General features: G+C 69.0%; 18 protein-coding genes. 13 read left to right on the forward strand and 5 right to left on the reverse strand.

Going from position 1 to position 20,014, the window contains the following annotated elements:
* The first annotated feature begins 18 nt into the window (after positions 1–18).
* The 9 genes from QC765_RS02540 (at position 19) to truB (ending at position 9,409) form a co-directional block, all read left to right on the forward strand.
* Positions 19–333, forward strand: coding sequence for a YlxR family protein (locus QC765_RS02540; protein ID WP_373876653.1), 315 nt, complete (start codon positions 19–21; stop codon positions 331–333).
* Positions 334–483: 150 nt separating this feature from the next.
* Positions 484–3,519, forward strand: coding sequence for a translation initiation factor IF-2 (infB, locus tag QC765_RS02545; RefSeq protein WP_373876654.1), 3,036 nt, complete (start codon positions 484–486; stop codon positions 3,517–3,519).
* Between the two features lie 117 nt (positions 3,520–3,636).
* Entirely contained in the window at positions 3,637–3,927 is a 291-nt protein-coding gene (locus QC765_RS02550; RefSeq protein ID WP_278313116.1) for a DUF503 domain-containing protein, read from the forward strand.
* 82 nt (positions 3,928–4,009) lie between these two features.
* Positions 4,010–4,504, forward strand: coding sequence for a 30S ribosome-binding factor RbfA (rbfA, locus tag QC765_RS02555; RefSeq protein WP_278312856.1), 495 nt, complete (start codon positions 4,010–4,012; stop codon positions 4,502–4,504).
* Between the two features lie 5 nt (positions 4,505–4,509).
* A complete protein-coding gene (locus QC765_RS02560) occupies positions 4,510–5,505 on the forward strand; it encodes a DHH family phosphoesterase (protein WP_278312857.1) in 996 nt (331 codons plus the stop codon).
* Positions 5,498–6,862: an MATE family efflux transporter gene (locus QC765_RS02565; RefSeq protein ID WP_278312858.1), complete on the forward strand. Its 1,365-nt coding sequence runs from the start codon at positions 5,498–5,500 to the stop codon at positions 6,860–6,862. Before QC765_RS02560 ends, QC765_RS02565 begins: the two co-directional genes overlap by 8 nt.
* A 48-nt stretch (positions 6,863–6,910) precedes the next feature.
* A complete protein-coding gene (locus QC765_RS02570; protein ID WP_278312859.1) occupies positions 6,911–7,795 on the forward strand; it encodes a metallophosphoesterase family protein in 885 nt (294 codons plus the stop codon).
* On the forward strand, positions 7,792–8,505 hold the full coding sequence (locus QC765_RS02575) for a 4'-phosphopantetheinyl transferase family protein (protein WP_278312860.1): 714 nt from the start codon (positions 7,792–7,794) through the stop codon (positions 8,503–8,505). The genes QC765_RS02570 and QC765_RS02575 overlap by 4 nt, the downstream gene beginning before the upstream one ends.
* Complete coding sequence (truB, locus tag QC765_RS02580; RefSeq protein ID WP_278312861.1) at positions 8,498–9,409, forward strand: tRNA pseudouridine(55) synthase TruB; 912 nt, start codon at positions 8,498–8,500, stop codon at positions 9,407–9,409. Before QC765_RS02575 ends, truB begins: the two co-directional genes overlap by 8 nt.
* A 29-nt stretch (positions 9,410–9,438) precedes the next feature.
* On the opposite strand, the gene QC765_RS02585 is transcribed toward truB, so the two are convergent.
* The 4 genes from QC765_RS02585 to QC765_RS02600 all read right to left on the reverse strand — a co-directional run bounded on the left by QC765_RS02585 (position 9,439) and on the right by QC765_RS02600 (position 12,828).
* Positions 9,439–10,098, reverse strand: a complete 660-nt coding sequence (locus QC765_RS02585; RefSeq protein ID WP_278313117.1) for a metal-dependent transcriptional regulator — start codon at positions 10,096–10,098, stop codon at positions 9,439–9,441.
* An 83-nt stretch (positions 10,099–10,181) separates the two neighbouring features.
* On the reverse strand, positions 10,182–11,132 hold the full coding sequence (locus tag QC765_RS02590; RefSeq protein ID WP_278312862.1) for a metal ABC transporter permease: 951 nt from the start codon (positions 11,130–11,132) through the stop codon (positions 10,182–10,184).
* Between the two features lie 2 nt (positions 11,133–11,134).
* Positions 11,135–11,932: a metal ABC transporter ATP-binding protein gene (locus tag QC765_RS02595; protein ID WP_278312863.1), complete on the reverse strand. Its 798-nt coding sequence runs from the start codon at positions 11,930–11,932 to the stop codon at positions 11,135–11,137.
* Entirely contained in the window at positions 11,929–12,828 is a 900-nt protein-coding gene (locus QC765_RS02600) for a metal ABC transporter substrate-binding protein (protein ID WP_278312864.1), read from the reverse strand. The genes QC765_RS02595 and QC765_RS02600 overlap by 4 nt, the downstream gene beginning before the upstream one ends.
* Before the next feature lie 157 nt (positions 12,829–12,985).
* On the opposite strand from QC765_RS02600, the gene QC765_RS02605 reads away from it, so the two are divergent.
* Positions 12,986–13,993, forward strand: coding sequence for a bifunctional riboflavin kinase/FAD synthetase (locus QC765_RS02605; RefSeq protein WP_278312865.1), 1,008 nt, complete (start codon positions 12,986–12,988; stop codon positions 13,991–13,993).
* 47 nt (positions 13,994–14,040) lie between these two features.
* Here the strand turns inward: QC765_RS02605 and QC765_RS02610 are convergent, their stop codons facing one another.
* Positions 14,041–15,252 (reverse strand): NYN domain-containing protein, encoded by a 1,212-nt coding sequence (locus tag QC765_RS02610; protein ID WP_278312866.1) that lies wholly within the window; start codon positions 15,250–15,252, stop codon positions 14,041–14,043.
* A 291-nt stretch (positions 15,253–15,543) separates the two neighbouring features.
* On the opposite strand from QC765_RS02610, the gene rpsO reads away from it, so the two are divergent.
* From rpsO to QC765_RS02625, 3 genes are all read left to right on the forward strand, one after another.
* Positions 15,544–15,813 carry a 30S ribosomal protein S15 gene (gene rpsO, locus QC765_RS02615; protein WP_149359933.1) on the forward strand — a complete coding sequence of 90 codons (270 nt, stop codon included), beginning with the start codon at positions 15,544–15,546 and terminating at the stop codon, positions 15,811–15,813.
* A gap of 447 nt (positions 15,814–16,260) precedes the next feature.
* Entirely contained in the window at positions 16,261–18,522 is a 2,262-nt protein-coding gene (locus tag QC765_RS02620; RefSeq protein ID WP_278312867.1) for a polyribonucleotide nucleotidyltransferase, read from the forward strand.
* Positions 18,523–18,619: 97 nt separating this feature from the next.
* Positions 18,620–19,972 carry a M16 family metallopeptidase gene (locus tag QC765_RS02625; protein WP_278312868.1) on the forward strand — a complete coding sequence of 451 codons (1,353 nt, stop codon included), beginning with the start codon at positions 18,620–18,622 and terminating at the stop codon, positions 19,970–19,972.
* Positions 19,973–20,014: the final 42 nt, after the last annotated feature.

Here is a 20,014-nt window from a genome sequence, read left to right on the forward strand (position 1 = left end):
GTGCCGGTGCGGACTTGCGTGGGTTGTCGGCGACGGGCGTTCGCTGCTGATCTGTTGAGGATCGTGGCTCGGCAGGGCGATGAGCATCGCTTCTGCCTGGCACCTGATCCGAGCCAGGTCTTGCCTGGTCGGGGAGCATGGTTGCATCCCACCGCGCAATGCCTGGACAAGGCAGTCAAGCGGCACGCGTTCGGGAGGGCTCTGCGACGGCCGGGAAACGTGGACACCACGGAGCTTGATCGCTTTGTGCGGGATTCACCGTCACCTGCGGGTGGCGGGCCCGCGCCACGCGATCGCGCCCGTGGGCGCGCCACCGGCAGTGATGAACCATGACAGCGCGACCTGCGAGAAGGGTAGGCACGAGAACACATGAGCAAGCAATGAAGTTCCCGCGATGAACAATCATCTGCGATAACCCGAGGTCGTGCGGCCTGTCACCGCTCGGCCTCATCAGTGAGGAGAGTAGTGCCAGGCAAGATCCGCGTGCATGAGCTAGCGAAAGAGCTCAGCGCATCAGGCCAGACGGTCACGAGCAAAGAGCTCCTGACCACGCTCAAGGAGCAAGGCGAGTTCGTCAAGTCTGCTTCTTCGACCGTCGAGGCCCCCGTAGCCCGCAGGATCCGCGAGCAGTATGCTTCCGGCTCCGGCGAGAGCAAGTCCGCCCAGGAAAAGCCAACCCAGGGGAAACCCGGCCCGGGCAAGCCCGAGGCACCCGCGGGACCGCGCAAGGCGGCCCCCGGTGGCGCCCGTCCCAAGCCAGGGCCAGCCAAGCCCGCGGCGCCGCAGGCGCCCGCGCCGAAGCCTGCAGCTTCCCGCCCCGCTCCGGAGGCCACCGCGCCGCCGGTTCCCGGGGCACGGACAGCACCAGCCCCATCCAGCGCACCGCGTCCGGAGGAGCCCGCCTCCCCGGCCGCCAGCACCACGGAGGCAAGCAAGCCCGCCGAGGCAAGCAAGCCCGCGTCCCCGAAGCCGGGCGCGCCGAAGCCTGCCACGCCGCGCCGTCCCGAGGCCCAGGAGAGCCCGGGCGCTGCTGCGCCCGCCAGTCCACGCACCGGTGCTCCCAAGCCCGGCCAGCGTGCACCACGGGTAGGCAACAACCCGTTCAGCGTCCCCACCGAGGCCCCCGCTGCCCGACAGGCGCCCGCGCCTGGCCGGCCCAGCGCTCCGCGTCCTGGTGGCGCGCCAGGTCGTCCGGCCCCCGGCCAGGGCGGCCCACGTCCCTCGCCCGGCCAGATGCCGCAGCGGCCCGCTCCGCGTCCCGGTGGCGCGCCAGGTCGTCCGGCCCCCGGCCAGGGCGGCCCGCGTCCGCCAGCAGGCCAGGGTGGTCCGCGCCCGTCGCCCGGGCAGATGCCATCGCGGCCTAGCCCCGGTTCGATGCCCGCGCGCCCGAACCCCGGCCAGATGCCATCTCGCTCCGCTCGCCCCGCTCCCGGCGGTCGTCCCGGTCGTCCCGGCGGCGCACCAGGCGCTGGCGGCGGTGCCCGTGGCGGCTTCCGCGGTGGTCCAGGAGGCGCGCCCGGCGGCGCACCAGGTGGTGCCCCAGGCGGCGCACCCGGTGGTTTCCGTGGTCGGCCCGGTGGTGGCGGCCGTGGCCGTGGCGGTGCCGCGGGCGCGTTCGGCCGTCCCGGTGGCGCACCGCGCAGGGGTCGCAAGTCGAAGCGCCAGAAGCGCCAGGAATATGACTCGATGCAGGCTCCCAGCGTGGGCGGCATCCGCCTTCCACGTGGAAACGGCGAGACCATCCGTCTCGCCCGTGGTGCCTCGCTCGCGGACTTCGCCGAGAAGATCGATGCCAACCCGTCAGCATTGGTGCAGGCGCTGTTCCACCTCGGTGAAATGGTCACTGCCACGCAGTCGGTGAGCGACGAGATCCTCGAGCTGCTCGGCAGCGAGATGAACTACAACGTTCATGTCGTCAGTCCCGAGGACGAGGATCGCGAGCTCCTCGATTCGTTCGACCTCACCTTCGGCGAGGACGAGGGCGTCGAGGAGGACCTCGAGCAGCGGCCACCGGTGGTGACCGTCATGGGTCACGTCGACCACGGCAAGACCCGCCTGCTCGATACCATCCGCAAGGCCAACGTCCGCGAGGGCGAGGCCGGTGGCATCACCCAGCACATCGGTGCCTACCAGGTGCCGACCGTGCTCGAGGGCAACGAGCGGTTGATCACCTTCATCGACACCCCGGGCCACGAGGCGTTCACCGCCATGCGTGCCCGTGGCGCGAAGGCGACCGACATCGCGATCGTCGTGATCGCCGCCGATGACGGCGTCATGCCGCAGACGGTCGAGGCGATCAACCACGCCCAGGCCGCGGATGTGCCGATCGTCGTCGCCGTCAACAAGATCGACGTCGAGGGCGCCAACCCGGTGAAGATCCGCCAGCAGCTCACCGAGTACGGGCTCGTGGCAGAGGAGTACGGCGGCGAGACGATGTTCGTCGATATCTCCGCCAAGCAGAACATCAACATCGATGCCCTGCTCGAGGCCGTCCTGCTCACCGCGGACGCGACACTGGACCTGCGCGCCAACCCCGAGCAGTCTGCTCAGGGCGTCGCGATCGAGGCTCACCTCGACCGTGGCCGCGGCCCCGTCGCGACCGTGCTGATCCAGCGCGGAACCCTGCGGGTCGGCGACTCGATCGTCGCCGGAGACGCCTACGGGCGTGTCCGACGGATGCTCGATGAGAACGGCGACGATGTCCGGGAAGCATTCCCGTCGCGTCCCGTGCAGGTCGTGGGCTTCACCTCCGTGCCCGGGGCAGGCGACAGCCTCCTCGTGGTCGACGAGGACCGCATCGCTCGCCAGATCGCCGACCGGCGCAATGCGCGCAAGCGCAACGCCCTGGCCGCGAAGTCCCGCAAGCGGATCAGCCTCGAGGATCTCGACTCGGTGCTGAAGGAGACCCACCAGCTCAACCTCATCATCAAGGGCGACAACTCCGGCACCGTCGAGGCGCTTGAGGAAGCCCTGCTCGGTATCGATGTGGGCGACGAGGTGGAGCTGCGGGTCATCGACCGCGGTGTCGGCGGCGTCACCGAGACGAACGTCAACCTCGCCTCGGCCTCGAACGCCATCATCATCGGCTTCAATGTCCGCGCTGAGGGCAAGGCCACCGAGCTCGCCAACCGCGAGGGCGTCGAGGTGCGCTACTACTCGGTGATCTACCGGGCCATCGAGGAGATCGAGCAGGCTCTCAAGGGCATGCTCAAGCCGGTCTACGAGGAGGTGGAGCTCGGTCGCACCGAGATCCGCGCGCTGTTCAAGTCCTCCAAGATCGGTCTCATCGCGGGCTGCATGGTGCTCTCGGGAGTGGTGCGCCGCAACGCGAAGGCGCGCATCCTCCGCGACAACATGGTCGTCGCCGAGCAGACGACGGTCCAGTCGCTGCGCCGCGAGAAGGACGATGTCACCGAGGTCCGCGAAGGCTTCGAGTGTGGTCTTACCCTGTCGTTCAACGACATCCGGGAAGGCGACATCATCGAGACCTACGAGATGCGGGAGAAGCCCCGCGAGTGATTCATCAGGCTGTTCGTGACCAGCACGGATAGCCACGAGGAAGAGGGGCATCGCCATGCCAGCGATGCCCCTCTTCTGGTCCCCGCGACCCTCACCGCACGAAAGGCCGGTCATCAGGTGTATGTTGGCGCGCTCGAGCTCGACGTGCTCCTCGGCGATGTCCATTCCCTCAAGGAGAAGCGCTCGGTGATCAAGCCGATCCTCGCGGACCTCAAGAAGCTCGGGGTCGCCACCAGCGAGGTTGGTGATCCCGACCTGTTGCGCCGCGCCATGATCGGCATCGCTGCCGTTAGTGGCGAAGGAGGACACGTGCATGCCGTTCTCGACACGTGCGAGCGCCACGTCGCCGGCAGGCCCGAGATCGAGCTACTGTCCGCCCGACGACGTATCCTCGGCCCAGAAGACTGAACCCGCCCCGAGCCCGGCCCCCCGCAGCACCACGCCCGGGGCGCGAGCAACCAGTTCCCGCAACATACGAAAGGGGGCCGTGATGGCTGATCCAGCCCGCGCCCGCCGACTCGCCAAGCGCATCCTCACGATCGTCGCTACCGCGATCGAGCACGAGATCAAGGATCCACGCCTGGAGTTCGTCACGATCACCGACGCCCGCATCACCAACGACCTGCGGGACGCCACCGTTTTCTACACGGTGCGCGGCAGGGACCTCGACTCGCCCGCTGACCTCGACAGCGCGGCAGCGGCCCTCGAGAAGGCCAAGGGCCAGCTGCGCACCCGGGTCGGAGCGGGCACCGGCGTCCGCTACACCCCAAGCCTGGCCTTCAAGCTCGACTCCGTGCCAGACACGGCCCGGCACATGGAGGAGCTCCTCGCGAAGGCCCGTGCCGCCGACGCAGAGCTCGCGCGGGCCCGGGAGAACGCCACCTACGCCGGCGATCCCGACCCGTACAAGCTCGACGACGAGGATGAGGATCTGGACGCGCCTGGCGCGACGGCGGCCGAGCAGGGCGACAGCGAAGCGCGGTAGCAACGGTGCCTGCTTTCCCTAGCGGTGGCAGCGCGGGGCATGAACAGGCCCTGCGCGACGTCACCGAGCTCCTCGCCCGGGCTCGCGATGTGGTGATCGCCTGCCATATCCACCCGGATGCGGACACGCTCGGCAGTGGCCTGGCCCTCGCGGCCTTCCTGCGGTCGCGCGGGACCCGCGTCTCGGTCGCGTTCGCCGAGCCCGCGGACTTGCCGGAGGTGTTCGCCACGCTGCCCGGGGCCGGGGCCATTTGTCGGCCAGCCGACTTGCCCGCGGCCGCGGACACCTTCGTTTCCGTCGACGCCGCATCGTCGGACCGGCTGGGCGAGCTCGCCCGGTACCTCGGGACAGCAAGCCGCACCATCGTCATCGACCATCACCGATCGAATACCGGCTTCGGCGAGGTCAACTACATCGATCCGCATGCGGATTCCACCACGATGCTCGTGGCGCGGATCCTCAAGCAATTCGGCGAGGACGCGGTCACCCCGGATATCGCCCACTGCCTCTATGCCGGCCTGGTCACGGATACGGGCTCGTTCCGCTGGTGCGGTCCCGAGGCCCATGTGCTGGCCGCGGAGCTCATTGGCCGCGGCATCGACGCTGCCGCGATATCCCGGGACCTCCTCGACACCCATCCGTTCGGGCGTCTCGGGATGCTCTCGACCGTTCTCGGCGGCGCGCGCTTGCTGCCGGACGCTGCCCAGGGGGAGGGCCTCGTGCTTGCCACCGTCCACGAGCCTGACCTCGTGGACCTTCCCGAGGATGAGCGGGAAACCGTGATCGATATCGTCCGCGGAACCGCCGAGGCCGAGGTCGCGGGGGTGCTCAAGGAGACTGGGCCCGGACGATGGTCGGTGTCGTTGCGATCCAAGCAATCCGTGGACGTCGCGCGCGTGGCGGCCGCGTTCGGCGGTGGCGGCCATGCGCGATCCGCTGGGTTCAACGCCACGGGTGACCAGGAGTCGCTCATCGCGGAACTGGTGCGCGAGCTTGGCTGAGCAGGCAGTTCCCCCGGCGACCCCGGGACGAATCCTGCGGCTCGCCCTCCCGGCGCTCGGGGTGCTCGCCGCTGAGCCGTTGTACCTGCTCTATGATTTCGCGGTCGTGGGACGGCTCGGGGCACTGCCCCTCGCTGGGCTGGCCATCGGCGGCCTGATCCTGGCCCAGGTGACCACCCAGCTGACGTTCCTCAGCTACGGCACCACGGCCCGCGCGGCGCGCCACCACGGTGCAGGGGATCGCGCCGCGGCTGTCTCGGAGGGCATCCAGGCAACGTGGCTGGCTGTCGGCATCGGGCTTGGCATCATCGTCGTGGTCTCCTGGGCGGCCGGCCCCGTCGTGGGAGCCCTGTCGGGCGACCCTGCGATCGCGGAGCCCGCCCTCGAATGGCTGCGGGTCGCGATCCTCGGCGCGCCCCTGATCCTGATCGCCATGGCCGGAAACGGATGGCTGCGCGGCGTGCAGGACACGGTCCGGCCGCTCGTGCTCGTCGCCGCGGGACTCGGGGTGTCGGCGATCCTCTGCCCGATGCTCGTCCACGGCTTGCTCGGCGCGCCGGCGATGGGTCTCCTGGGATCGGCGGTAGCGAACGTCATCGGCCAGTCCTGCGCGGCACTGCTCTTCCTGGGCGCCCTGCACCGCGAGCGGCGGCGATCCGCTCATCCCATTGGGATCCGGCCGCGGCCCGAGGTCATGCGCGCGCAGGTGGTGCTCGGCCGCGACCTGATCATTCGCAGCCTCGCGTTCCAGGCATGCTTCATCTCCGCCGCGGCGGTCGCGGCCCGGTTCGGCGCGAGCGCCGTCGCGGCGCACCAGCTGATGCTGCACCTGTGGACTCTCATCGCGATGACACTGGATTCCCTCGCCATCGCGGCCCAGGCGCTGGTCGGAGCGGCGCTCGGCGGGGGCGCGGCAGCCTCAGCCCGTGCGATGGCCTGGCGCATCACCCGCTGGTCGGTCGTGTTCTCGCTGCTCCTCGCGGCCGCCTTCGCGCTGGGCCATGCCACGATCCCGACGCTGTTGACCACTGATCCAGGCGTGCTGGGCAGCGTCGCCTCGGTGTGGTGGATGCTCGTGGTGCTCGTCCCCGTAGCGGGCGTGGTGTTCGCGCTCGATGGGGCGCTGCTCGGCAGCGGCGATGCGGCGTTCCTGCGCACGGCGACGCTGCTCTCGGCATTGCTGGCCTTCCTGCCGATGATCTGGTTGTCCCTGCTGCTCGATTGGGGGTTGCGGGGGATCTGGGCGGGGCTGGCCGCGTTCATCTGCGCGCGGGCGGGCGCCGTGGTGTGGCGGGCCCGGGGTGATCGATGGCTGGTGGTGGGAGCCGACCGGCAGAACTGGTCACCGCGTGGCTAGCGGCAGGGAGGGGCACGGCATACTGGAAGCGTTGGAGGAGGTCGATTCGTGGCGAAACTGTTCGCGGTGTCGGATGTGCACGTCGGGCATCGTGGTAATGCCGACATCCTGGAGATGATCCAGCCGGAGTCCCCGGACGACTGGCTGATCATGGCGGGGGACGTGGCCGAGCGCAGCGACGAGGTCCGATCAACGTTGTCGGTGCTGCGCTCCCGTTTCGCGCGGGTGATGTGGGTGCCGGGCAATCACGAGCTGTGGACCACTGCCCGCGATCCGATGCAGGTCAAGGGCGTGGCGCGCTACAACTACCTGGTGCGCCTGTGCCGCGAGATCGGCGTGCTCACCCCGGAGGATCCGTGGCCGGTGTGGGAGGGCGACGGTGGCCCGGTGACGATCGCCCTGATGTTCCTGCTCTATGACTACACCTGGCGCCCGGCCGGTACCGCCACGAGGGGCGAGGCGCTGACCGTGGCGCGCGACCGCGGCGTGGTGGCCACCGATGAGTTCCTGCTGCATCCCGAGCCCTACCTCACGCGCGATGCGTGGTGCCAGGCCCGCGTCGCGGAGACCAAGGCCCGGCTCGATGACCTGCCCCAGGGAACGCGAACCGTCCTGGTGAACCATTGGCCGTTGCGCCGCGAGCCCACTCGCATCCTGCGCTACCCGGAGTTCGCGCTGTGGTGCGGAACGGACCTGACGGCCGATTGGCATCGTCGCTACCATGCGGTGAGCGTGGTCTACGGGCACCTGCACGTCCCGCGCCGGACCTTCTACGATGGTGTTCCGTTCGAGGAGGTATCGATCGGCTATCCGCCGGAGTGGAAGCGCCGGGGACTGCCTAGCCCGGTGCTGCGCCAGATCCTCCCCGCGCCGGTGAATCCGCCACCGCCGCTCATGTTGCCCGCAAGCTTCCGCCGTGAGGAGACCCCGTGATCGACAAGCTCGTGCAGGACCCGCTGGTGGCGGCGGAGGCGTTCGAGGACCCGGTGGGCATGTTCGTCCCGGAAGCGGAGCGTGCCGCCGTGGCGCGGGCCGTCCCCAAGCGCCAGGCCGAGTTCTTCACGGTCCGCTACCTCGCCCGTCGCGCGATGAGCACGCTGGGGGTCCCTGGAGCGGAGCACATGCCGATCCTCAAGGGTGATCGAGGTGCCCCGTCCTGGCCGGGCGGAGTGATCGGCAGCATGACGCATTGCGCGGGCTACCGGGCCGCTGTAGTGGGCCTGGCCGCGGATGCGCGGGCCATTGGCATCGATGCGGAACCACATTCGGCGCTTCCGGGGGGAGTGCTGCCGAGCGTGAGCATCCCCGAGGAGCGGGACTGGCTCGCGGGGTCCGTTCCCGCGGAGCATCCGGGCATCCATCTCGAGAAGGTGCTGTTCTGCGCCAAGGAAACGACCTACAAGGCTTGGTTCCCGATCACCGGGCGCTGGCTGGGATTCGAGGACGCCCACGTCACCATCGCCGTCACCGGGTCCGACGGCGCGGTGGGAACGGCGACGGGAACGTTCTCCTCGCGCATCCTCATCGACGGCACCGCGCGGGAGGGAGAGCCGCTGCGGGTCCTGGATGGGGAGTGGCGGGTGGAGCGCGGTCTCATCGTCGCGGTGATCATCGTGCCCCTGGAGGCCGGTGCACGTGGCTGAGCGCAATGGCGGCCACGTCCTCGGCGGGCTGGTAGTCGTCGACAAGCCATCAGGCATGACGAGCCATGACGTGGTCGGGCGCGCGCGGCGGATCCTCGGCACGCGGCGCGTTGGTCACGCTGGCACCCTTGACCCCATGGCCACGGGCGTGCTGGTGCTCGGCGTGGGGCGAACCACCAAGCTGCTCGGCCACCTGAGCCTGGCCACCAAGGAGTACCACGCGACGATCCGGCTCGGGCAGGCCACCACCACCGACGATGCCGAGGGCGACGTCATCTCGGAGGCGCCCGCGAGCCACCTCACCGAGGTCGACTATGCGCCGGTCATCGCCTCGCTGACCGGACGGATCGAGCAGGTTCCCTCCTCGGTCAGCGCGATCAAGGTCGACGGCAAGCGCGCCTATGACCGGGTCCGCTCCGGCGAGGATGTCACGCTGCCCTCGCGCGCGGTGACCATCACCCGGTTCGAGGTCGTGGAAGCCCGCCAGGCCGGGGAACTTCTCGATATCGACGTCGAGGTCGAATGCTCGAGCGGCACCTACATCCGCGCCCTCGCCCGCGATCTCGGTTCGGCGCTCGGCGTCGGTGGACACCTGACGCGCCTGCGGCGCACGCAGGTGGGGCCGTTCTCGCTCGATGACGCGCGCACCCTCGAGCAGCTCGCCGAGCAGCCCGCGATGTCGCTCACTCTTGATGAGGCGATCAGCAGGGCTTTCCCGGTGCGCCAGGTCAGCGAGGGAGAGGCCCGGGAACTGCGCCACGGCAAGTGGCTGGAGCCGACGGGGGAGTTCGCTGGGGTCCACGGCGCGGTGGACGCCGAGGGAACGGCCTGGGCTTTGCTCGAGGAGAAGGGACGCCGCGCGAGCCCGGTGTTCGTGGCGCGGCCGGTCGGAGTCGTGGACTAGCAGCCCGCCCTGCTCCGCCGCGGTCCGCGCTATGCCCCGAGCCAGATGGCCTGGGCGGCGATGTTGCCGAGCTCCACAGTGGTGTCGTCGTTGCCGACCTGGACGCAGATGGTCCCCGCGTAGTCGCGGCGTTCCACGATGGTGATGCGGGTATCGAGCTGGATGCCGACGGATTCGAAGTAGCGGAGCATCTGCGCGTCATCGTCGGAGATGCGGGCGATGACGCCCCCGTCACCGTCGGCGTGATCGCTCAGGGGCCGGGCATCGAGGGCAGAGACGTCGCCATCCTCGGAGGGGATGGGGTCGCCATGCGGGTCGCGCTCGGGGAAACCGAGCTTGCTGTCGATGCGGGCGATGAGCCGGTCGGATACCGCGTGCTCGAGAACTTCGGCTTCCTCGTGGACCTCGTCCCAGCGGTAGCCGAGCTCGCGGACGAGGAAGGTCTCGATGAGCCGATGGCGCCGCACCATGGAGATCGCGGCGCGCTTGCCCGCGTCGGTCAGCGCGATGGATCCGTAGCGGGCATGATCGACCAGCCCCTGGTCGGAGAGCTTCTTGATCGACTCGGACACGGTCGAGGCGGAGACACCGACCTTCTCGGCGAGCATCTTGGCGCTGACACGCTCATCGGACCATTCGCACAGGGACCAGATCGTCTTCAGGTAGTCCTCGGCCGCGGGGGACAGCATGGGGGCAGCGGGGTCTGGGCTTGATCGTGTCCGGTTGTGAGAATGAGGCACGCCTACGAGCTTAGGCAATCCTCGCGAAGGCGTCACTTCGCGGTGTCGTTCCGTGCCGCGGGAGCGATGCTCGAAGCACCCCCATCCGATGCGCTCGTGCCGGCCTCGCCGACGCCAGGATCCGGTGCTGCCGCCGCGCGGGAACGTTGCCAGCGCCGGGTGAGCAGGCCGTGGGCGGGGCTGAGCAGGTAGGCCGCGGCGAACGCTACGGACTGCGCGAGCACGACCATGCCGCCGGTGGACGCATCGTAGTAGTACGAGGCGTAGATCCCGGTGGTGGAGGCGATCACCGCGATAGCGGGCGCGATGACAAGCATGCGGGAGAAGCGATCGGTCAGCAGGTAGGCCGTCGCGCCGGGGGTGATGAGCAGGGCCACGACGAGGATCACGCCCACTGCTTGCAGCGCGACGACGATGGTGATCGCGAGCAGCACGAGCAGCAGCCCGCCGAGCCGGGCTACGGAGATGCCGACGGCCTGGGCGTGTGCCTTGTCGAACGCGTAGAGCGTCAGGTCGCGGCGCTTGACCAGCAGGATCGCAGCGGTGATCGCGCCAAGGATCAGCACCTGGATCATGTCGCTGGGCGGGATGCCGAGCAGGTTGCCGAACAGGATGTGCATGATGTCGACCTGCGACGGGTTGCGGGAGACCAGGACGAGGCCGAACGCGAAGAGCGCCGTGAACACGATTCCCATCGCGGCGTCCTCCTTGATGCGGCTGGTCCTGCGCACCGCGCCGATGAGAGCGACCGCGAGGAGCGCGAACACGAGCGCTCCGACAGCGAACGGGGCGCCCACGATGTAAGCGAGGGCCACGCCGGGCAGAACGGCGTGGGAGATGGCATCGCCCATCAGGGACCAGCCAACGAGCACCAGCCAGCAGCTGAGCAGGGCGCACACGACGGACGCGACGATCGCGACGATGAACGCTCGCTGCATGAACTCGAACTGCAGCGGGTCAAGGAGCAGATCCAGGATATTCAAGGTCAGCCTGCCAGCGTGGCGGGAACGGAGGCGCGGGGCGCGAGGGGATTGGCTCCGAACGCGAGGGCGAGGTTCTCGGGGCGGAGCACTTCCCGGGGCGTGCCGTGGAGCATGATGCGTTGGTTGATCAGCGCAGCCTCGTCGCACAGCGCGGGCAGGGACGAGAGGTCGTGGGTCGAGACGAGGATCGCGCGTCCCGCCCCCGCGAGTCCGCGTAGCAAGTCGATGATCATGGCCTCGCTGGTCTTGTCCACGCCGGTGAAGGGTTCGTCGAGGAGCAGGACGGAGGCGTTCTGCGCGATGCCGCGAGCCACGAAGACACGCTTGCGCTGGCCGCCGGAGAGCTGCCCGATCTGCCGGTCGGCGAACGCGGCCATGCCGACCATCTCGAGCGCCTCGGCCACGGCGGCGTGATCAGTGCGGCGGGGGGAGCGCAGCCAGTTCTGGCTCCCGTAGCGCCCCATCATGACGACATCACGCACGCTCAGGGGGAAGGTCCAGTCGACCTCCTCGGATTGCGGCACGTAGGCGATGAGGCTCTGGCGGCGGGCCTTGGCGGCGGGCTGCCCGGCGACCCGGATGGTTCCTGCCTGCGGCTTGACGAGTCCCATGATGGATTTGAACAGCGTGGACTTGCCAGATCCGTTGGTGCCGATGAGCCCGCACACGCGGTTCCAGCCGATGGCGAGGTTCACGTCATCAAGCGCGGTGAGGGTGCGGTAGGAGACGCGGAGCCCGCTGATGTCGAGGGCTGGCGCCGCGGAACGTGATGGGGCGCGGTCGAGAGGGGAGGTGGTCATGGCGTGGTCAGCCCTTCGATGATGACGTCGACATCATGGCGGAGCAGTTCGAGATAGGTCGGGACGGGGCCGTCGGGCTCGGAGAGGGAGTCGACGTAGAGGATGCCGCCGAAGCGGGTGCCGGCCTCGCGGGCGACCTGCTGCATCCCGCGGTCGGAGACGGTGGATTCGCAGAAGACGCTGGGGACCTCGTTGTCGCGGATGAACTCGACGAGACGGGCGATCTCGCGCGGTGCGCTCTCCTGCTCCTGGTTGACCGCCCACAGGTACTGCTCCTGCAGTCCGGCGTCGCGAGCGAGGTAGCTGAAGGCGCCCTCGCAGCTGACCAGGGCGCGCTGCGCGGGCGGCACGGAGTCGAGCGCGGTGATGAGCTCGTCGCCGATGCGGGCGACCTCGGCCTTGTAGTCCTCGGCATTGGCGCGGTAGTCCGCGGCATTGTCGGGGTCCAGTTCGGCGAAGGCCGCAGCGATGTTGTCGATGTAGACCTGCACCTCGGTGGGTGACATCCAGGCGTGGGGGTTGGCCTTGCCCTCGTAGTCACCGGCGGCGATGGCGATCGGATCGATCCCATCGGAAACCACCGCGTGCGGGGCGCCCGCCGTGGTGACGAAGCGCTCGAACCAGGACTCGAGCCCCAGTCCGTTGTCGAGGATCAACTCGGCCTGCTCGGCGGTGCGCAGGTCGGACGGGGTGGGCTCATAGCCGTGGATCTCGGATCCGGGCTTCGTGATCGACTCGACGACGAGATGTTCTCCGGCCACGTTGGACGCGATGTCCGCGAGCACGGTGAAGGTGGTCAGCACGATGGGCTTGCCCGAAGCATCGCTCGAGGGTTCGCCAGCGCTGTCGCTCGCGCAGGCAGGCACCGCGAGGATCGTGGCAAGCGCGACCAGCATCGGTGCCAGTCGCGGTTTCGTCCATCGAATCCTAGAGTTCGTCATACCGTAATCTAAACATCGGGAGCCCTGCTTTGTCCAGATCGGCGGGCCGGTCATGCGTGTCGAAGCGATGTCGCGTTGTGTTGCGCCACCACACCCGTCGTAGGCTTTGCATGTGCAGACGTGGCCCCAGGAACAATGGCGTGGACAACGATGGCGCGGACTCTCCTCGATCCCGGCGGACTGGGGGAGATGCGTCCTGACGATCGGGGTTTTCGATGGCGTGCATCGCGGGCACGCGCGGCTGATCAGCAAGGCCGTCGAGGAGGCCCGCAGGCTCGGCGTGCCCAGCGTCCTCATGACCTTCGACCCCCACCCCTCGGAGGTCGTGCGACCGGGCTCCCACCCAGCACAGCTCTCCACCCTCACGAGGCGCGCCGAGCTCGTCGAGGAACTCGGCATCGACATCTTCTGCGTCATGCCCTTCACCCTCGAGCTGTCACGCCTCTCGCCCGACGCCTTCGTCCACGAGATCCTCGTCGAGCGCCTCCACGTCGCGGAGGTCGTCGTCGGCGACAACTTCACCTTCGGTCGCAAGGCCGCGGGCAACGTCGACACCCTTCGTGAGCTCGGCCAGCGATTCGGGTTCGGTGTTCATGGGGTCGGGCTGCTCGCCGAGCACGAGGTCACCTTCTCTTCCACCTACATCAGGTCCTGCGTCGACGCCGGCGACATGCCTGCGGCCACCGAGGCGCTCGGCCGCCCGCACCGCATCGAGGGCGTGGTGGTGCGCGGCGACGGCCGGGGCAAGGACCTCGGTTACCCCACCGCCAACATCACCCCGCCCGTGCACACCGCCGTGCCCGCCGACGGCGTCTATGCCGGCTGGTTCACCGTCCTCGGGCCCGGCACCGTGCCCGGGACCACCATCGAGCCCGGGCAGCAATGCCAGACCGCCATCTCGGTGGGCACCAATCCGACATTCTCCGGAACCACGCGCACCGTGGAAGCATTCGTCCTCGGTATCGATGCCGACCTCTATGGCCAGCATGTTGCCCTCGATTTCACCCATCGACTGCGCGAGCAACGCCGCTACGACAGCGCCGAGGCGCTCATCGAGGCAATCGACGCGGATGTGGCGCGGACCCGGGAACTGCTCGGAGAAACACCACCCGAGCACTGAACCGCCGGTCGGCCACGAGACCGATGGCTGGCCAGGTCAGTGGGCCGCTAGATGCGCCGGATGCGCATGCGGATCTCCGCGAGGAAGCCGTCCCGGAGCACGATCCGGGCCTCATCGGGAACGAACTCGACACTGAGCGCCGAGCTCGCGAGGTGCAGCATGTCCGAGTCCACGCGCTGGGGCAACTGGTGACTACTGGCGAAATAGTCGCTGATGCGTGACTGCTGCTCCTTCGACGAGGCATCCCACCAGCGCTGCGCGTAGCGCTCGCCGATCCGCCGCGGCTCGCCCTGGGTGTCGACCACGAGCTGCGCGCCCACGGGGCTGAGCACCGAGAGCGGGATCAGGTCGGTCTCGCGGACCGCCTGGCGCTGCGGGATGAAACGCGGCATCACTCGCGGCGAGGGGCCCGGCTGACGGGGCACCGGCGCTGGCGCAGGATCGGCAGCAGGCTCGTCAGGCGCTGGCCCGGCCACGCCCTGGCCCGTGCTGGCCGGGGGAGCGCTGGCAGGTTCCGTGCTGGCCGGGGGAACGGCGGTGGCGCCAGCATCCGCGGGCGCGGGCTCCACGCCCGGGGAGGCGGGCGGGACGACCGGCGCGGGCACGGCGGGCGCGGCGCCGCCGTGGTCAGGATCCACGGGGGCTGGCTGGGGCTGGCCCGTGTCGGACTGCGAGAAATCGATCGCGGGACCATCCACCGGCCGGCCCCGGTACTGGAGGTCGAGGAAGATCTGCGGATCAAGCTCGAGCACATGGTCCGCCATTCCCTTCAGGCGGCGCGACACGGTATCGCCGCCGGCGAAGTACCACAAGCAGGTGCGGATTCCCTCCTCGGCGGCGGCCTCGATCGCGGGCACGAGATCACCGTCGCCAGCCAGGATGATGACCTCCTCGGTGGTCCGGCGCACCGCGGCGGCCACGACGTCGGCCACCAGGCGGGTATCGACGCCCTTCTGGCGGGCGACGCCATCCATGAAGTGCAGCGTGCCCGTGCGCAACCACGCGCCGGGGGTGTCGCGGATCAACTGGTGGTGCATCACCGGGGAGCCGTTCTCTGGCTCGGCGTCGTACCACATCTGGCGGAGGATCCGGATATCGGGATGGTGCCGCTGGGCGAGCTCGCCGATCAGCCGGATGAGCGCTACTTGATCAATGCCGAGCTGCTGGCGGTGCATCTTGCCCGTCATCTCCTGCAGCGTCAGCCACAGGTACCCCGCGTCGACGTACATGATGGCATTGGCAGGCCTGGGCTGCGGCATCGGTTGCTCACCTTCTCCATGGTTGGTGCTTGCCCGGGCAGGGAACCCCCGCCGGGCCTACACAACCGTAGACCCGACGAGGCTGGCGTGGCCCGGACCCCGGCCCGACGACGTGGCTTTGGAGAGGCGTTCGCAGGAGTGATAGAGTACGCGGTCGGCCCGGCTGCGGTTCGCGGCGGCCTGGCCATCGGTGGCGCCCCGGCGCGGCACGGACCGTGCGACGGATCCCGGGCAGGCGCGAGGGCTCCCGCCGATCACATCACGCGGACTGATCCTGAGGAGAAGCAACTAGTGGCACTCGATACCCAGACCAAGAAGTCCGTCCTGAGCGAGTACGGCCTCCATGAGACCGACACCGGCTCGCCCGAGGCGCAGGTGGCACTGCTGACCACCCGCATCATCGGCCTCACCGAGCACCTCAAGATGCACAAGCACGACCACCACTCGCGCCGTGGCCTGCTGCTGCTCGTCGGCCGCCGCCGTCGCCTGCTCAAGTACTTGCAGCAGGTTGACATCGCGCGCTACCGCGCGCTGATCGGCCGCCTCGGCCTGCGCCGCTAGCATCCGGTCCAGGCTGCTCGCCTGGCCAACGCCCGGTGCCATCCCCTCGAGGGGATGGCACCGGGCGTTTTTGGCTTGATGGGATTCTCGCGCCGCGATCGCGCGCGATCCCCTCCTAGCCTGGTAGTCTGCGGATGGCTGGGCACGACCACGTGGACCCGGCCACATGCCGCGAGGGTTCGCAGTCCTCTCACGGGTCGGTCCTCGGTAGTGGCCGCCGGAGCCTTGCTCCGGCCGCTTCGATCGATGGCCGCGGCCGCGAGGGGCGAGCGCGAGCACACCGGGCCGCTGCTTTCCCAAGGGCAGCGCTGGAAACTCCCCAAACCCCTGCGTCCCTCACCCCGGCATGAACACAATGCTGCCCTGCACGCGCGCCCCGTGCCCGCGTGACCCGCGCAGCGAGACGGCCGCGCATGAGCGCGGCGCAAAGACGAGAGTGAGATATACATGACCGACAGCCACGATTCCGAGCCCCGAATCTTCGAGAGCTCCGTCGTGCTTGACAATGGCCGTTTCGGACAGCGCACCGTGCGCTTCGAGACCGGCCACCTCGCCCAGCAGGCCGCCGGCTCCGTCGTCGCCTACCTCGACGAGGAGACCATGCTGCTCTCCGCGACCTCGGTGTCGCGGCAGCCGAAGGAGAACCTCGACTTCTTCCCCCTCACCGTGGACGTCGAGGAGCGCATGTACGCCGCGGGCCGCATCCCGGGCTCGTTCTTCCGTCGCGAGGGGCGCCCCTCGACCGACGCGATCCTCACCTGCCGCCTGATCGACCGGCCGCTGCGCCCGACCTTCGTCGCCGGCCTGCGCAACGAGGTCCAGGTCGTCGTCACCGTCATGAGCCTTGATCCGCAGCACCTCTACGATGTCGTGGCCATCAACGCTGCCTCGGCTTCCACCCAGTTGTCGGGCCTGCCGTTCTCCGGCCCGATCGGCGCGGTCCGGGTCGCCCTCATCGACGGCCAGTGGGTCGCTTTCCCCACCGTCGCGCAGCTCGAGGAGGCCGTGTTCGACATGGTCGTCGCCGGGCGGATCGTGTCGGGCGAGGGCGAGAACGCTGATGTCGCCATCATGATGGTCGAGGCCGAGGCCACCGACAACGTGATCGACATGATCGCCAAGGGCGCGCAGGCTCCCACCGAGGCGATCGTTGCCGAGGGGCTCGAGGCCGCCAAGCCGTTCATCGCGAAGCTGTGCGAGGCCCAGCAGGCCCTCGCGCGCGGTGCCGCCAAGGAGACCGGCGAGTTCCCGCTCTACCCGCCGTACGAGGCGGACATCTTCGAGGCCGTCGAGAAGGTCGCGTCCCAGCCGCTCTCCGAGGCACTGTCCATCGCGGGCAAGTCCGAGCGCGAGGCACGCCTCGACGAGGTCAAGGCCGAGGTCCTGTCCTCGCTCGTTGACCAGTTCGCAGGGCGCGAGAAGGAACTGGGCGCAGCATTCCGGTCCCTCACCAAGAAGCAGGTGCGGCGCCGCATCATCCAGGATCACTTCCGCATCGACGGCCGGGGTGTCACCGACATCCGCTCGCTCGCTGCCGAGGTCGCGATCATCCCGCGCGCGCATGGCAGCGCGCTGTTCGAGCGTGGCGAGACCCAGATCCTCGGTGTCACCACCCTCGACATGATGAAGCTGGCGCAGCAGATCGACTCGCTCGGCCCCGAGACGTCCAAGCGCTACATGCACCACTACAACTTCCCGCCGTACTCCACCGGTGAGACGGGTCGCGTGGGCTCGCCGAAGCGCCGCGAGATCGGCCACGGCGCGCTCGCCGAGCGTGCGCTCGTGCCGGTCCTGCCCAGCGTCGAGGAGTTCCCCTACGCCATCCGGCAGGTTTCCGAGGCCCTGAGCTCCAATGGCTCCACCTCGATGGGCTCGGTGTGCGCCTCGACGCTGTCGATGCTCAATGCGGGCGTCCCGCTGAAGGCTCCCGTCGCGGGCATCGCGATGGGTCTCGTCTCCGATGAGATCGATGGCGAGATGAAGTACGTCGCGCTCACCGACATCCTCGGCGCCGAGGATGCCTTCGGCGACATGGACTTCAAGGTCGCGGGCACCAAGGAGTTCGTGACCGCCCTGCAGCTCGACACCAAGCTCGACGGCATCCCGTCATCCGTGCTCGCGGGTGCCCTCAGCCAGGCCAAGGATGCTCGCCTGACCATCCTCGAGGTCATGGCAGAGGCGATCGATCAGCCCGATGAGATGAGCCAGTACGCCCCGCGGATCACCACCATCAAGGTGCCCGTGGACAAGATCGGCGAGGTCATCGGCCCCAAGGGCAAGATGATCAACCAGATCACCGAGGAGACCGGCGCGTCGATCTCGATCGAGGACGATGGCACCGTGTTCGTCGGAGCCACCGATGGCCTCTCGGCCCAGGCGGCGATCGACCGCATCAATGCGATCGCCAACCCGCAGCAGCCGCTGATTGGTGACCGCTTCCTCGGTACGGTCGTCAAGACCACCGCGTTCGGCGCCTTCGTCTCGCTGCTGCCCGGCCGCGACGGCCTCGTCCACATCTCCAAGCTCGGTGGCGGCAAGCGCATCGGCAAGGTGGAGGACGTGGTGAACGTGGGCAGCAAGCTGCAGGTCGAGATCACCGACATCGACAACCGCGGCAAGATCAGCCTTACCCCGGTCGAGGACACCGAGGAAGGCGCCCCGGCGAGCGGTGGCAACGACACCGCCAGCGCGGGCGCAGCCGCTGAATAAGCAGCACAGCAACAGGGCGGCCCCGGTCCATGACCAGGGCCGCCCTGCTGTTCACGGCGACATCGACGTTTCCGGACACTCATCAGGGGGATATCACGTGGACGCCGTGCAGCGCACGATCGGGGATTCGGTGCAGCGCACGATCGGGGACGCAGTGCAGCGCACCGTGCTGCCCAGCGGGCTGCGCATCGTCACCGAGCACATGCCTGGTACCCGCAGCGCCGCAGTGGGGCTGTGGATCGGCACGGGATCGCGGGATGAGCATCCAAGCCACGCCGGAGCAGCACACTTCCTCGAGCACTTGCTGTTCAAGGCAACCCCGACTCGCAGCGCGCAGGACTTCGCCGAGACCATGGATTCCGTGGGCGGCGAGCTCAATGCCTTCACCGCCCGGGAGCACACCTGCTTCTACGCGCACGTGCTCGATTCCGACCTCGAGCTCGCCATCGATCTCGTCACTGACGTGGTGCTGCGCGGGCGCTGCCTCGCCGCGGACGTCGAGGTCGAGCGCGGCGTCGTCCTCGATGAGCTCGCCATGCGCGACGACGATGCCGACGACATGCTCGGCGATGCGTTCCTCGAGGCGATCCTGCCCGGCCACCGGCTCGGGCGGCCCATCATCGGCACCGTGGCGTCCATCGAATCCATGACGCGCCGCCAGCTCAAGAGCTTCCACCAAGCCCGCTACCGGCCCGAGCACATGGTCCTCGCCGTCGCGGGAAACGTCGACCACCGCGATGTCGTCGAGTTGCTGCGGCAGCACGCCGCGGAGGCCGTGGAGGGGGAGGGCCGCCCGTCGCCGCGGCGTGCCGGGGAGCTGGTGCTGCGGCAGCAACCACGCTTGGCCGTCCACGAGCGCGAGACCGAGCAGATCCACGTGGCACTGGGGATGCGATCCTTCGGCAGGCACGATCCGCGGCGCTGGGCGCTGTCGGTGCTCGACAACGTGTGCGGCGGCGGCATGAGCTCCCGGCTGTTCCAGGAGGTCCGGGAGAACCGGGGCCTTGCCTACTCGGTCTATTCCAGCGCGCACACCTTCGCCGATGCGGGGGCGCTCGGGATCTACGCCGGCTGCCACGAGGACAACCTCACCGAGGTCATCGAGGTGATCGAGCATGTTCTCGTCGATCTCGCCGTCAACGGGATCAGCGCCGCGGAATGCCAGCGGGCGAAAGGCAACCTGCGCGGCCAGCTGGTCCTCGGCCTCGAGGATGTGCAAGCGCGCATGAACCGCATCGGTCGCAGCGAGATCAGCTATGGCGACCAGATGCCCGTGGCCGACACCATCGCGCGCATCGACGCCGTTACCCTCGATGAGGTCAATGAGGTGGCCCGCGAGCTGTTCCAGCGGCCCATTGGCGCAGCACTGGTGGGCCCATACGAGAATGGCAATGCCGCGCCGGTGCGCCTGCGCCAGCTGTGTGGCCCCTCGCGATCCGTGGGCGGGTAGCCTCGCGGTCAGCGGAGCAAGCATGATCAGTGGTGATGACGG

The sequence above is a fragment of the Hoyosella levis genome (assembly GCF_026008515.1).
GTDB classification, from domain to species: domain Bacteria; phylum Actinomycetota; class Actinomycetes; order Mycobacteriales; family Mycobacteriaceae; genus Lolliginicoccus; species Lolliginicoccus levis.